Origin of the sequence: Corynebacterium liangguodongii, assembly GCF_003070865.1 — a bacterium.
GTDB classification, from domain to species: domain Bacteria; phylum Actinomycetota; class Actinomycetes; order Mycobacteriales; family Mycobacteriaceae; genus Corynebacterium; species Corynebacterium liangguodongii.
Window position 1 is genome coordinate 1,136,889 of record NZ_CP026948.1, and the last position, 13,024, is coordinate 1,149,912.

Consider the following 13,024-nt stretch of genomic DNA (forward strand, 5'->3'; position numbering starts at 1 on the left):
AGGAGGGGGACCGAGCCTTAATGCGTGGGCGTGGCTAGTTCTCGCCGTTGGTGTCGCGGGTTTCCTCGAAGTCGCCGCCTTCGCGGGAGTGCTCGCCGAGCTTCTTCAGCGCGGTGCGGCCGTGCATCTGGGCCAGGGTGGTGGCCAGGTTGTAGCGCTTCGGGCTCAGGGCGTTGTGCGTCCAGGAAAGCAGGGCGACGACCTGGTTGCGCGTCCCCGAGAGGAAGGAGACGTGGACAGCGAGCCACATCAGCCAGCCGAGGAAGCCAGCGACCTCGACCTTGCCCAGCTTCACCACGGCGTTGAAACGGGAGACGATGGCCATAGAGCCCTTGTCGAAGTATTCGAAGTCGTCGCGGTCTTCCGGCACGATGTCGTGCTCGACCTGCTCCTTGATCACGTGGGCGACGTATTCGCCGCTTTGGATTGCCACCTGTGCCACGCCGGGGAGGCGGTTGAGGCTCATCATGTCGCCGATGACGAAGACGTTCGACCTATCGCCCACGGTGAGGTCGGAGTTGACCGGGACCTTGCCGTTGCGCTCGGCCTCGACACCGGCCTGCTCGGCGACAAGCTTGCCCAGCGGGGAGGCCTGGACGCCGGCGGACCAGATCTTCGTGGCGGCCGGGACCGTGACCTCCTCGTTGGTCTTCGTGTCCTTGTAGGTTACGGAGTCCTTATCGACGCCGACGACCATGGCGTTGAGCACGACGGTGACGCCCTTGCGCTCGAGTTCGCGCTGCGCCTTCTTGCCCAAGCGCTTGCCGAAGGGCGGCAGGACCTGGTCCAGGCCGTCGATAAGAACAATCTTCGCCTGCGAAGGAACGAAGTTCGAGTATTCCTGGGTGAAGGAGCGGTGGGCCATCTCCGAGATCTGGCCGGCGAGCTCTACGCCGGTGGGGCCCGCGCCGACGATGACGAAGGTGAGTAAGCGGTCGCGGTCCGCAGCGGTTTCGGCGACCTCGGCGCGCTCGAAGGCGGTAATGATGCGGGCGCGGATCTCCAGCGCGTTATCCAGCGTCTTTAACCCCGGAGCAAACTCGGAGAAGTGATCGTTGCCGAAGTAGGACTGGCCGGCGCCGGCGGCAACAATAAGGGAGTCGTAGGCATAGGTTCGCGCGAATTCGCCCTCGGTGGCGGTGACGGTTTGAGCGTCGACGTCGATGCCGGTGACATTCCCGCGCACGACGTTGACATTGTCCTGGCCCACGAGGACCTGGCGCACTGATGTGGCGATCTCACCGGTCGACAGGATGCCGGTGGCTACCTGATAGAGCAGGGGGGCGAAGAGGTAGTGATTCGTGCGGTTGATAATGGTGATGTCGACGTCGGCGCCCTTGAGCTCGCGGGCTGCGGCGATGCCGCCGAAACCCGCGCCGATGATGACGACGTGGTGGCGGTTTCCGGACGGGCGAATTGCGGTGTCGGCCATAGGTGTGCCTTCCTTGCTAAGCGAAAAGTCAATGACGGTGCCCATTCTACGCCCCTCGCTTCCATGGAGTCGGGCCCGGGTCGGCGATGTCTGCCGCATGATAAGTCACCTGCCCGATAGAGTAAACGCCGTGGAACCGACCCCGCCGATACCTCAGGATTCGCTTCGTCTCGCCGCCATCGACCCGCGAGCGTGGCCCGGTGTGGCGACGGTGCCTTCGGGCGCTACCGTACGGGTGGGTGCGCGCGTGGCGGAGGCGCGGTTCGCCTCCGCGTGCTCACGGGCAGGCATCGAGCTTGATCCGGCCAGGGGAGCGGAGCTCATCGTCGAGCACGACGCGCTGTTTCGGCGCATCGCCGCGAGTGGGTGGGTCGGCCTCGCCGAGGGCTACATGGCAGGAGAGTGGGCCGCGCGCGATAGCGCGACGCTTGTCGACGCCCTGGCCAAGCTGCTCCGGGCAGACTACCGGCCGCGCACGCCCTCGCTCAGTGCGGGAGCCCACGAGGGCATCGGGGAGATCCCGCCTCAGCTCGCAGCCCACTTCTCGGGGGACGGTATGAGCGATTTTGCGGGTCATTTCGCCACCGGGGTGCCCACGACTGAACGGGTTGTGCGCAAGCGCCGGGGTGCCGCCCACGCGGTTGACCTCACGGAATTCGCCGCGCCTCTTGACGTGGCTGGCGGCGATCTGGCGGACGCGCAGCGCCGCTCGGTGGAGCTGTTGCTCAACGCGTGTGCTGCCGGTCGCGGCACTCAGCTGGCGGAATACCCATCGACGGGCGGTGCGGTGGCGATCGCGGCGGCGCAGCGCGGGTGCGTTGTCGATTCCTGGGTGCGCAGCGATGCCGCCGAGGCCGCGTTGCGCGACAGGCTCGGTTACGCCGGTGTCAGCGGCGCTGTCCACATCGAGCGGGAGGCGCCGCGCAGGGGGGGCTACGATGCGGTGGTCTCGCTCGAGCGGCTCGAGACCCTCGGGGCCGAGGGCAAGGCGCGGTACCTGGGCGCGTTGGGCGCGGCGTTGCGGCCCGGCGGGCGCATCGCTGTGCAGACCGTGACGCGCACCGAGGCGTGCACCGTGGCCGCACAGGATGCGCTGCAGTCGCTGCGGGCCTACATCTGGCCCGGGCTCACGCTGGCCAGTCCCGGGGAGGTCGAAAGGGTCGTCGAGAAGCGAACGGCGTTGCGCATCGTCGCACAGTCGCGGGCCCCGCAGCACCTCGAGGCCTCGCTGCGGCTGCAGCGCCAGGCGTTCGATGCGCACCTGCGCGACGCGGCCGCGGACGGCTTCGACGCGGTCTACCGCAGGCTGTGGCGGTGGCAGCTGGCGCTGCGCGAGGCTTTGGCGCGGTTGGGGATGGTGGACCTCATGCAGTTCACGCTCGTCGCCGGCCGAGGCTAGTTGACATAATGTACATTATCGGACAGTAGGGTGCGCCGCGCTAAAAACGTAAAGTGACGTTATTTAGCGGACCTTCTCCATATTGAGGCGGACGTTGATTTCGCCCTCATCGGCGATCTTCGCCGCGACGAGCTCGGGCGTTTCCACCCCGTAGTCGGCGCGGCGGATCGGTACGTCGCCCGAAATCAGGATCCGATTGCCGCTGCGCGCCGCCGCGAACTCGTGGGTGATCTCGTGGGTGTTCCCGTGGATCGTGAGCTCGCCAGTGAGCTCCACCGCGGAGACCGAACCGTCCGCCGGCACGTGGCTTACATCCGCAGGCTCCGTGAGCGTGAAGGTGGCCACCGGGTACGCATCCGTATGCAGGATCGAGCGCCTCACGTTGACGTCGCGGCGGTCATTATCCGTCGTTAGCGTCGCCATATCCACCGAGACCATGCCCGCGGTCACCGATCCGCCAGAGATCTGCACCTCGCCTTTGACCTGATCTGTCGAGCCCGAGGTCACCTTTCGCTCGGCAGGCAGCACTTCGAAGAAAGTAAAACCGGCCGCCGTCTGGTTCGGGCCGACGCTATGCGAGACGTCCCACGTGCCGTCGATCTCCTCGCTGGCCGGCTTGACGTGCGCCGCGTCTATCCCGCCCGTCCTCACACCGTGGTCGCCGAAGAGCAATGCGTACCCCAGCGGTACCAGCGCCAAGCCCGCGAGGGCGAGGATGAGGACGATGGCCCCGATGAGGACTGGTTTCGGCAGCTGCGGCATCTTAGTCACCCCTCATACCTTAGCCTTTCAATGCGCCGCGCCATAGCCACTAACTCCTCGCACAGCCCCGCGATCTCCCCCGCCTGTGCCCCCTCGGAGTGCGCTGTGGCGATATCCTCGGCCGCACACCGCAGCTCGAAGAGGCGATCACGCAGCTCACATGCCTTCTCGGGGCGCAAGATCACAGCGTCGGCAGGAATCGAGCTGCCCTCAACGGCGTTGCGCTGCTCGTAGGCGCGCTGCTTGCACGACGAGCTGCAGAACTTCCTCTTGCGGCCCCTGCCCTGGCGCTCGGGCAGCTCAGCGCCGCACCACTCGCACACGGCGGACCCTGTCCTCTCCATGGACACACAGGCTAGTACGCCGGGCTGCGGGAACAGTACAGGCGCCCCGGCCGTTATAATGGGGCGACTGACAATCGATTGAAGGGATTGACGCTAGTATGGCTGATCGCGTTTTGCGCGGAAGTCGAATGGGTGCGGTGAGCTACGAGACTGACCGCGACCACGACCTTGCCCCCCGCCGCACCGCAAAGTACAAAACGCCCAACGGCGAGGTCTTCGAGGTCCCGTTTGCGGACGAGGCCGAGATCCCCGAAGAGTGGATGTGCAAAAACGGCCAGGTGGGCAACCTCATGGAAGGCGAGGGCGTGGAGGCCAAGCCGGTGAAGCCCCCGCGGACCCACTGGGACATGCTGCGAGAGCGGCGCTCGATCGAGGAGCTCGACGTGTTGCTCGAAGAGCGCCTTGACCAGCTGCGCAAGCGCCGCCGCACGGCGGCGCGACTGGCCAAGGAGCAGGCGAAGGCCGCCCAGGGCGAGGCCTAATCCTTCGCGCGGCGCCCGGCCTCGTACTTCGCCAGGCGCACGGCCTCGCTCACCATATCGGAGAGCGCCTCGAACCCGCGGGCGGCCTTGCCCGGCAGCTCGTGCACGCCCGCGTGGCGCAGCTCGTAGCGGGCAAGCTTTACGGCCTCGCTCATCATGTCCACGACGCGCTCTGGGGCCTGATCGATCGCGGAGCGCAGCGAGTGGAGGCCGGAGCGGTCCACCTCGTTGCGCGCGAAGCGGGAGAATTCCTTAGCTCCCTCCCGCACGAACTCCGACTTCTCGGCGGCGCCCCACTTGCTGACCTCCGCCAAAGACTGGGCGGCGAAGCTCGCATCGAGCTTCGACTCCCCCAGCGTGCGGTCGACGAAGGTCACGGGGACCTCGCGGACGTCGAAACCCGCCTTCAGCGCGCGGTGCGCCAGGTCCGCCTGGAAGATGTAGCCCTTTGCCGAGAGCGCATCGAGGTCGAGGCCCTCGAGCACGCTGCGGCGCATCGCGCGGTACCCGGCGGTCATATCGGCGATGTCGTCGCCCAGCACGGCGGCGATGTAGCGGTTGCCGAGCCGCGAGAGCAGGTAGCGCTCGCGCGGCCAGTCCTTGACCTCACCGCCCTCGACGTAGCGCGAGCCGATCACGAGGTCCGCGCCGGCCTCGATCTCCTCGAGCAGTCGGTGGAGCTCCTCCGGGGCGTGGGAGCCGTCGGCGTCCATCTGGCAGATCACCTCGTAGTCGCGCTCGAGCGCCCAGGCGAAGCCGTCACGGTAGGCGTTGAGCAGTCCGTCCTTGCCCTCGCGGTGCACGACGCTGACACCCTCGTGGGCGGCGGCGAGCTCATCGGCCTTCGCCCCGGTGCCGTCCGGGGAATTATCGTCGACGATGAGCAGGTCGACCTCGTTGTTGCTGAGGACGCGATCAACGATCAGCGGAAGGTTTTCCACTTCGTTGTAGGTCGGCATGATCACCAAAACGGTGTGTGCCACGGCTAAGACTCCTTGCGTTGATTATTCCAAACAGATCTCCCTTGAAGCATACCCGCGGCCATGGCGGCAACGCCCAGGCCTACGAGAACCCACTCGAGGACGCGCCCGATGACCACGGCCGGGGTCACCGTGTCCTTCAGCGGCAGCTCTTCGGTGAGGTGCCCCGCCTCAAAGATCCCGGTGTGCTGCGAGACCGAGCCGTCGGGGCGCACGATCGCAGAGACCCCCGAGGTCGCGGCGACCACGACGGCGCGATCCGTTTCAATCGCCCGCATCCGGCTCATCGCGAGCTGCTGGTAGGTCATGTCCGTAAAGCCGAAGGTGGCGTTGTTCGTCGGCGTGGCCAGGATCGTCGCGCCGTTGCGTATCGACGTCCGGTAGGCGTTATCCACCGCGACCTCGTAGCAGGTGGCAATGCCGACCGTGGCTTTGCCCATGGACACCACCCCAGGGCCGTTGCCAGGCTGGAAGTCCCCGGCGAGATCGACGAGCTCGGAGAAGTGGCGGAAGAAATCCCGCATGGGCATGTACTCACCGAAGGGCTGCAGGTATTTCTTGTAGTGGTAGTCCCCCGCCCCCGTCTCCGGGTCGAAGACGTGCATGGTGTTGCGCTGCCCGACGTCGTCACGCGTGAGCGTGCCCACGAGCACAGGCGCGTCGATCCGCTCGACGGCCGCGCGGATAAGGGCCGCCGCCTCTGGGTCCGTAAACGGGTTGACGTCGGAGGAATTCTCCGGCCATATGACGATGTCCGGCTTCGCCCCGGACTCCGCCAACGCGAAGGTCTCGTTGACGTGGTTGCCCAGCACCGCGCGGCGCTGGGCGTTGAAATCCAGGCCCATGCGCGGGACGTTGCCCTGCACTGCGGAGGCGGTGACCTGCCCGATCTCCCCGCCCCTGTCCACACCGAGCTGCGCGGCGAGGCCGAGCCCCAGCGGCGCGACTAACGCTGCGGCCCCGAGGGCGATCCGGCGCGGGGAGGCGATGAGCGCAGCTATGCCGCAGCCGCTCAGAACCGTCGCGAAGGTGACCAACGCCGGCCCGCCCCACGACGCGAGGGCGGCGAGAGGGCCGTCGATCTGCCCCCAGGCGAGGCGCGCCCAGGGGAACCCGCCGAACGGGAAAGACGAGCGCGCCCACTCCACCGCGAGGTAGACCGCGGGAAAGGCGAGCAGGCCGTATCGTCGGCGGGCGATGAGCGCGCCGAAGATGCCCATGGGCACGGTGTAGGCGGCGAGCGAGACCGCTAGGGCGATATACGGCAGCGCCCCAACAAATTCCCCAACCCACGGCAGGAGAAGCAGGAACGTGCCCAGGGCGTGGACGAAGGCGATCAACGCACCCAAGGCAGCCGAGGGGCCAGCGCCCCGCCACGGGGCGAGCGCCAGGGAGAAACCCGCGACCCCGATGATTGCCAGCGGCCACAGCCCGTGCGGCTCGTAAGAGAAATAGACCGCGACGCCGCCCAGCGCCGCGAGCGCGAGCCTGGCAAGTGTGCTCACGGCTTCGGCCCGTCTTTATCGTCAGGGTCGACGGCGTCCATGCGGAAGAGCCGCTCGAGCTCGTCGGCGTCGATGGTCTCAGCCCGCGGGGAAGGATCCGTGGTGAAGGTTCCGTAAGATGTCCGCACGCGCGAGATCGGCGAGGCCGCATACGCGCGCACACCGAAATCCTCCACCGCTCGGCGCGCCCGAGCCGTCAGACCGCGGCGCAGCAGCGCCCGGGTCGGCCCGAAGACCATGAACAAGCCGACGAGCGAGGAGACGAACCCCGGGATGATGGTGAGCACCCACCCGGCAACGAGGATCGCGGAATCGCCAGCGAGCGCGGTCAGGCTGGAGCGGCCCTCCGCGGCGGCGCGCAGGGAGTTGCGCAGCGCCACGTTCGCGGCGAGGCCGCCGAGCAGCATGAGCGCAAACACCGCGAGGAACGCCCAGCCGATGCCGATGAAGTGGGCCACGCCGATGAACGCGAGGACTTCGACGAGGAAATAGGCGAACAAGATCAGGCGCATGCGGCCAACCCTACCTTTCGGCCGGGGCCTAGCGCGGCATGTGCCGCCAGATCGGGCGCGGCACGAACCGCATGATCGCCGCCAGCAGCGCCAGGCGCCGCGGGATCCACACCGTGCGGCTGCCCTTCGTGCCGGCCGCGGCGACGACGGCGTCGGCGACCTCGGCCGGGGTCACCGACATGGGCGCGGGAGACATCCCCTCGGTCATCGAACCGATGACGAAGCCTGGCCGGGCGGTAATAAGGCGCAGGTCTGTGCCGTGGAGGCGGTCCGCGAGCCCCTGGCAAAAGGCGTCGAGCCCCGCCTTGGTGGAGCCGTAGACGTAGTTGGCGCGGCGAGCGCGCCAACCGGCGATGGAGGAAAAGGCGAAAATCTCGCCGCGCTTCATGACGTCGGCAAGAACGGTGAGAACGCTAACCTGCGCGAGGTAGTCCACGGTGGCGATTCTGGCGGCCTCTTTTTCATCGCGCTCGGCGAGCTGCTGGTCGCCGAGGATGCCGAAGGCGACGATCGCTGTCGTGATCTCCCCAACTTCGCTGATGAGCGCGCGGTGCGAGTCGAGGTCCGTGGCTTCGAAATTAACGAATCGGACGCTCAAAGCGCCGGCTTCGGCCAGCTGCGTCTCGATGCCCCGCGCGCCTCGCCGGTCCCTCCCCGCGAGCACGACATCTCGCCCGCGGCACAGCCGCAGCGCCACTTCCCCGCCGATGTCGCTGGTGGCGCCGAGGAGCAACAGAGCGCTCATCGCTGCCTCCTGCGGATCCGGCCGGCGAGCGCGATGAAGAGCGCTGCCGCGTAGGCGGCAATCGCGGCCACGGCGCACGCGAGACCGAACCACGCGAGGTATATCGATTCGTCGTCCATTCCTAGGAGTGTAGAGAAGACCGACAGATCGACGCTTTCATCGCCGGAGTCATCAGGGGTGAACACAGAGGCGAGGTAGACAAGGACGAGGTGGGCGCTGAGTGCCACCGAGTCCTGCCACCGCAGACGCCTCTTTCCGTCTGAGTCCTGCTCACGCACCATAACGAGCCACAGGAGCAGCTGGGCGCCGAGTACTATCCAGCTGAAGTAAAAAAGGAAAAATAGCCAGTACCAGCCGACGACGCCGAGGAGCGGTCGGCCGAGAAGGATCCACAGCGGGAGGACGATTATCGGCACAAGCGCGATGCCCGGCCGGATGCGGTAATGGCGGAGGTTCACTGCCCGAGCTCTCGCGGGCCGTTGTTGAGCGGCTCGCACCCGCCCTCGGTGACGGTGACGATGTCCTCGAGGCGCATCCCCCACCGGCCCGGGAGGTAGATGCCGGGCTCGATGGAAAACGCCATGCCCTCGCGCAGCGGTGTGTCGTTGCCCGCGATGATGTAGGGCGCCTCGTGGCCCTCGAGCCCGATGCCGTGGCCGGTGCGGTGGAAGAAGTACTCCCCGTAGCCTGCGGCCTCGATGACCTCGCGGGCCGCCGCGTCGATATCCTGGGCCGCCACTCCCGGGCGCACCGCGGCGACGGCGGCGGCGTGGGCGCGCGCGAGCACACCGTAGGCGCGCTCGACCTCGGGATCGGCCGGGGTGCCCACGGTGTAGGTGCGGGTGCAATCGGAGCGGTAGCCGGATTCGAGCACCCCGCCGATATCGACGACGACGACTTCGCCTTCGGCGAGCGCCCGCGCCGAATGGCTGTGGTGCGGGTTCGCGCCGTTCGGCCCCGAGCCGACGATGACGAAGTCGACCTCGGCGTGCTCGGCGAGGATGAGCTGCTCGAGGTCACGGGCGATGTCCTCTTCGGTCCGGCCGGCGCGCAAGAGCCCGGGCACGCGGGAGTGGACACGGTCGATGGCCTCGGCGGCGGCGCGCAACTCGTCGAGCTCCGCGGGCTCCTTGACCATGAACAGCTCCGCCAAGACCTCCTCGGCGAGGACCGTGTCGTGGCCGAGCGCCTGGAGGCGCAGCACGTGGTCGGCTGTCAGCGCGGTGCCCACCCCGATCGCTCCCTCGCCGAGGGCCTCGCCGCACAACGCGTAGGGGTCCTCGCCGTCCGACCAGGCGGCCAGCTCGATGCCTCCGAGCTCGAGCGCTCCGACATCGGTCTTCGGCCCGACCAGCCGGACCGGCCCCGCCGGCGGAACGACGAGCGCCGAGAGCCGCTCGTGGGAATCCAGCTCGAGACCGGTGAGGTAGCGCATCTGCGAGCCGGTGCCGATGACCAACCCGGCGAGGCGGGCGCCGGCGACGAGCTCTTGGGCGCGGGACAAGCGTGCGGAATAGTCGAAATCAGTCACGGCACCACGCTACACTCGCGGGGCGTGCGGATACACCACGTTGCCAGGATCGCCTCACACTCGGGGTATTGCTCCGGCACCCTGCTCAACAGCAGGACCGTGCTCACCTGCGCCCACTTCTTCCGCAACGCGCGGGGCGTGGTCAACGTCTACGCGGCGGGCTCGCGGCGCAGGGTGAAAGACGTCGACACGATCGCTGGCACGGACATCGCGCTCGTCGACATCGCGCCGATCGAATCCGCGGACTTCCCCACCCTGGGTCCCGCCCCCGCGAGGCTGAGCGGCACCGTTACCTTCGGCTACGGCGGGCGGTGCATGAGCCCGGAGGCGCGCCAGGGCCGCTACCTCACGGGATTGCCGGTGGCCTTTTCCCGCGGCTTTACCACCCGGGTGAGCCCGGCGGGGGTCGTGCTCAACACCACCCCCGCCGTCAAGGGCGACTCCGGCGGGCCCGTGCTTGCGGGCGGGTCGATCTTCGCCGTCCAATCCCTCATCCTCGATCCCCTCGGCATCAACCTCGGGGTGGCCACCGTGTCCCTGCTTGGCGAGGGCGTCAAGGCCGCGGTGGAGCAACACTAGCTGCCGATGGCTACCACGCCGCGCCGGATCGAGTCGATGGCGCGGCGAGCGCAGTGCCGGATCTCGTCTGTGTAGCCGGTCTTGGCCACCTGTTCGAGCAGGTCGATGACCTGACGGCACCAGCGCACGAAGTCGCCCGGAGTGAGCTCCGCGCCCGAGGACGCGGCCGCCGCGAGGCAGTAGCCCAGCGGCGCCCCCGCCGTCCACTGGTGGATGGACAGGCTAAACCCGGCCTCCGGCAGTCGCGTAACGGGCAGCTGGTGGCGCTCCTCGTCGGAGACGAGCTCGCCGTAGATGCGCTGCGTGGCGCTCATCGCCGTCGCCATCGCCTCCGTCGCGGCCTCCGGCGCCCCGCCGGTCTCCTTGCGGTTTTCAAACACACACATCGCGGCCACCCCGGCGAGCTCGGCGGGGTCGAGCCCGTCCCAGACTCCGCGCTTGAGGCACTGCGCGACAAGCAGGTCGGAGGCGCTGTGGATTTGCGCGAGGCGCTCACCCTCCTCCGTGACGCGCCACTGCCCCGCCTCCCATTCGACGTAATCCATCTCGGCGAGCAGGCCGATGATGCGCTCGAAGGTGCGGCCCAACGAATCCGTGGAGGAATCCACCGCGGCTTTGAGCCTGTCGAGCTTGCGCTCCTGGCGCACGACCTCCTCGCCGACGCGAGCGAGAACCTCGCGCTGCGCGGCCGGCCATGCATGCACGGGGTGCTCGCGAATCGCCTCGCGCAGGGCAACGACGCTTCTCGACGCCCGCACCCGCGCCTTCTCCTTGAGCTTGCGCGGGGCGTGAAACGAACCGCGATGGAGCATGTCCACGACCTTGCGGGCGTGCTTGCGCGGGTGGTCGGTCATGTGGCGGGGGATCTTGATCCGCCCGACGACGACCGGTGGGTTGCGAAACGCCGCGGCGTCGATCCGCCCGGACCACCCGCGCTCCGTGGTCACCCACGGGCGGGGGTCCTGCTTCTTCCCGGCGGGCTGGACCACCGCGGCGAGCTCGGGCTTCTTCTTCCCCGGCAGGGCGATGACCTCGCCGACCTGGAGGCGCCCCAGCAGGGTCTCGGTTTCCGCGTGGCGCTGCGCAAGTGAGCGCGCGTGGGCCTTTTTCTCTTCCTCGGTCAGCTCCCTGCGCAGCTCAAGGTATTCGACGAGCGCGGCGGCCGGGTCAGGTGACGGCGGCGCAAAGGCCGAGACGTCGCGCTCGAGCTGCTCCCGGAGCTGGGCTACCCGCGCGCCCACGCGCTCGATCTCGCGCACCTCGCCGACGACGGAGCGGTCCGCTTGGAACTGCGCGAAAGACTTCTCGACGAGGCGGATCGAGTCGTCGAAGCCATTCATCTTGAGCATGTTGATCGCCATGTTGTAGCCCGGCGCGAACGGGGAGACGAGCGGGTAGGTGCGCGTCGAGGCCAGGCCGGCGACCTCCCGCGGGTCCATCGCCGGGGCCCACTGCACCACCGCGTTGCCGATGTGGTCGATGCCTCGTCGCCCCGCGCGGCCCGTGAGCTGTGTGTATTGGCCCGGGGTGAGGTCTACGTGCGCCTCGCCATTGAACTTCACCAGCTTCTCCAAAACGACCGTGCGGGCCGGCATGTTGATACCCAGCGCGAGCGTCTCGGTAGCGAAGACGACCTTGACCAGGCCGGCGACGAAGAGCTCCTCGACGATGTGCTTAAACGCCGGCAGCAGGCCCGCGTGGTGCGCGGCGAATCCCCTCATCCACGCCGTGCGCAGCTGCCGGTAGTTCAACACATCGAGGTCTTCCTCCGGGATCCCCTCGACGCCGCGGTCTGCGATCTCGGCGATGCGTTGCTGCTCATCGGCGGTGGTGAGCTCCTTGCGTGTGCGCAGGCATTGGAACAGCGCTCCATCGCATCCCGCGCGGGAGAAAATGAACACGATCGCGGGCAGCATGTCCCTGGCCTGCAGGGCGGAGACGACCTCGGGGCGGCCAACGGGACGGATGCGCGATGCGCCGCGGTCGCGGGAGGGGCGCCGGCCCCCCGCGCGCGAACGGAACCCCTTCCCCGCCTCGAAGTCGCCCCGCCCCTCGTCGCGAGAGCCCCCTTCGATCCGTTCGATGGCGTCGTCGAGGTCGCGGTTGACCCGGGATTCCTCCCCCGGCTCGAACAGCGGGAAGATCTTGCGCCCGACCATCATGTACTGGCTCAGGGGGACGGGGCGGTGTTCGGAGACGATCACGGCCGTATCCCCGCGCACGGTGGAGAGCCACTGGCCGAACTCCTCCGAGTTCGACACCGTGGCGGAGAGGCCCACGATGTCGACGGAGTCGTCGAGGTTTAAGATCACCTCTTCCCACACCACGCCGCGGTCGCGGTCTGCGAGGTAGTGGATCTCATCCATGACCACGTGCGAGAGCCTGTCGAGCTGGGGGGATTCGGCGTAGATCATGTTGCGCAGCACCTCGGTCGTCATCACGACGACCTCCGCGGAGGCGTTGATGCTCGTGTCCCCGGTGAGCAGCCCGACCGCATCGGCGCCGTAGGCGTCGACGAAGTCGTGGTACTTCTGGTTGCTCAGGGCCTTAATGGGCGTCGTATAGAAGCACTTCGTGCCGCGGGAGAGAGCCAGGGAGACGGCGAACTCCCCCACCACCGTCTTGCCGGAGCCGGTGGGCGCGCACACAAGCACGCCGCGGCCGGCTTCTAAGGCCTCGCAGGCCTGGACCTGGAAATCGTCGAGGGGGAATCCCTTGGATTGACGGAAGGTGCCTAGGTGTCTCGCCTGCAT

At 68.0% G+C, this 13,024-nt stretch carries 13 protein-coding genes; 3 read left to right on the plus strand and 10 right to left on the minus strand.

The genetic code is table 11. The features are described from left to right. Nucleotides 1-34: 34 nt before the first annotated feature. Nucleotides 35-1,432 carry an NAD(P)/FAD-dependent oxidoreductase gene (locus C3E79_RS05430; RefSeq protein ID WP_108405072.1) on the minus strand — a complete coding sequence of 466 codons (1,398 nt, stop codon included), beginning with the start codon at nucleotides 1,430-1,432 and terminating at the stop codon, nucleotides 35-37. 130 nt (nucleotides 1,433-1,562) lie between these two features. Here C3E79_RS05430 and C3E79_RS05435 point away from each other — a divergent pair, with 130 nt between their 5' ends. Then, nucleotides 1,563-2,831, plus strand: a complete 1,269-nt coding sequence (locus C3E79_RS05435) for an SAM-dependent methyltransferase (RefSeq protein WP_235840562.1) — start codon at nucleotides 1,563-1,565, stop codon at nucleotides 2,829-2,831. A gap of 63 nt (nucleotides 2,832-2,894) precedes the next feature. Here C3E79_RS05435 and C3E79_RS05440 read toward each other — a convergent pair whose 3' ends face one another. Together C3E79_RS05440 and C3E79_RS05445 are read right to left on the minus strand one after the other, a co-directional pair. Continuing rightward, nucleotides 2,895-3,593 (minus strand): YceI family protein, encoded by a 699-nt coding sequence (locus tag C3E79_RS05440; protein ID WP_108405073.1) that lies wholly within the window; start codon nucleotides 3,591-3,593, stop codon nucleotides 2,895-2,897. A 5-nt stretch (nucleotides 3,594-3,598) separates the two neighbouring features. Next, entirely contained in the window at nucleotides 3,599-3,937 is a 339-nt protein-coding gene (locus C3E79_RS05445) for a hypothetical protein (protein ID WP_108403999.1), read from the minus strand. Between the two features lie 98 nt (nucleotides 3,938-4,035). Here C3E79_RS05445 and C3E79_RS05450 point away from each other — a divergent pair, with 98 nt between their 5' ends. Continuing rightward, a complete protein-coding gene (locus C3E79_RS05450; RefSeq protein ID WP_108404000.1) occupies nucleotides 4,036-4,419 on the plus strand; it encodes an RNA polymerase-binding protein RbpA in 384 nt (127 codons plus the stop codon). On the opposite strand, the gene C3E79_RS05455 is transcribed toward C3E79_RS05450, so the two are convergent. The 6 genes from C3E79_RS05455 to C3E79_RS05480 are packed head-to-tail and all read right to left on the minus strand — an operon-like array spanning nucleotide 4,416 to nucleotide 9,692. Continuing rightward, nucleotides 4,416-5,402, minus strand: a complete 987-nt coding sequence (locus C3E79_RS05455; RefSeq protein ID WP_268876067.1) for a polyprenol monophosphomannose synthase — start codon at nucleotides 5,400-5,402, stop codon at nucleotides 4,416-4,418. The genes C3E79_RS05450 and C3E79_RS05455 overlap by 4 nt on opposite strands. A 2-nt stretch (nucleotides 5,403-5,404) precedes the next feature. After that, nucleotides 5,405-6,904, minus strand: a complete 1,500-nt coding sequence (gene lnt, locus C3E79_RS05460) for an apolipoprotein N-acyltransferase (protein ID WP_108404001.1) — start codon at nucleotides 6,902-6,904, stop codon at nucleotides 5,405-5,407. Continuing rightward, nucleotides 6,901-7,416 carry an FxsA family protein gene (locus C3E79_RS05465; protein ID WP_108404002.1) on the minus strand — a complete coding sequence of 172 codons (516 nt, stop codon included), beginning with the start codon at nucleotides 7,414-7,416 and terminating at the stop codon, nucleotides 6,901-6,903. The genes lnt and C3E79_RS05465 overlap by 4 nt, the downstream gene beginning before the upstream one ends. 28 nt (nucleotides 7,417-7,444) lie before the next feature. Further along, nucleotides 7,445-8,161, minus strand: a complete 717-nt coding sequence (locus tag C3E79_RS05470) for an SDR family oxidoreductase (RefSeq protein WP_108404003.1) — start codon at nucleotides 8,159-8,161, stop codon at nucleotides 7,445-7,447. Next, entirely contained in the window at nucleotides 8,158-8,619 is a 462-nt protein-coding gene (locus C3E79_RS05475; protein WP_108404004.1) for a hypothetical protein, read from the minus strand. The genes C3E79_RS05470 and C3E79_RS05475 overlap by 4 nt, the downstream gene beginning before the upstream one ends. Continuing rightward, nucleotides 8,616-9,692 carry a M24 family metallopeptidase gene (locus C3E79_RS05480; RefSeq protein ID WP_108404005.1) on the minus strand — a complete coding sequence of 359 codons (1,077 nt, stop codon included), beginning with the start codon at nucleotides 9,690-9,692 and terminating at the stop codon, nucleotides 8,616-8,618. The genes C3E79_RS05475 and C3E79_RS05480 overlap by 4 nt, the downstream gene beginning before the upstream one ends. Nucleotides 9,693-9,716: 24 nt before the next feature. Here C3E79_RS05480 and C3E79_RS05485 point away from each other — a divergent pair, with 24 nt between their 5' ends. Continuing rightward, nucleotides 9,717-10,271, plus strand: a complete 555-nt coding sequence (locus C3E79_RS05485) for a trypsin-like peptidase domain-containing protein (RefSeq protein ID WP_108404006.1) — start codon at nucleotides 9,717-9,719, stop codon at nucleotides 10,269-10,271. On the opposite strand, the gene C3E79_RS05490 is transcribed toward C3E79_RS05485, so the two are convergent. Next, nucleotides 10,268-13,024 (minus strand): DEAD/DEAH box helicase, encoded by a 2,757-nt coding sequence (locus C3E79_RS05490; RefSeq protein WP_108404007.1) that lies wholly within the window; start codon nucleotides 13,022-13,024, stop codon nucleotides 10,268-10,270. The genes C3E79_RS05485 and C3E79_RS05490 overlap by 4 nt on opposite strands.

Excerpts from the sequence above, each read along its gene's own strand:
- C3E79_RS05445 (WP_108403999.1), bottom strand. The coding sequence starts at position 3,937 with ATGGAGAGGACAGGGTCCGCCGTGTGCGAGTGGTGCGGCGCTGAGCTG.
- C3E79_RS05470 (WP_108404003.1), bottom strand. The coding sequence starts at position 8,161 with ATGAGCGCTCTGTTGCTCCTCGGCGCCACCAGCGACATCGGCGGGGAA.
- C3E79_RS05465 (WP_108404002.1), bottom strand. The coding sequence starts at position 7,416 with ATGCGCCTGATCTTGTTCGCCTATTTCCTCGTCGAAGTCCTCGCGTTC.
- C3E79_RS05440 (WP_108405073.1), bottom strand. The coding sequence starts at position 3,593 with ATGCCGCAGCTGCCGAAACCAGTCCTCATCGGGGCCATCGTCCTCATC.
- C3E79_RS05490 (WP_108404007.1), bottom strand. The coding sequence starts at position 13,024 with ATGCAGGCGAGACACCTAGGCACCTTCCGTCAATCCAAGGGATTCCCC.
- C3E79_RS05450 (WP_108404000.1), top strand. The coding sequence starts at position 4,036 with ATGGCTGATCGCGTTTTGCGCGGAAGTCGAATGGGTGCGGTGAGCTAC.
- C3E79_RS05430 (WP_108405072.1), bottom strand. The coding sequence starts at position 1,432 with ATGGCCGACACCGCAATTCGCCCGTCCGGAAACCGCCACCACGTCGTC.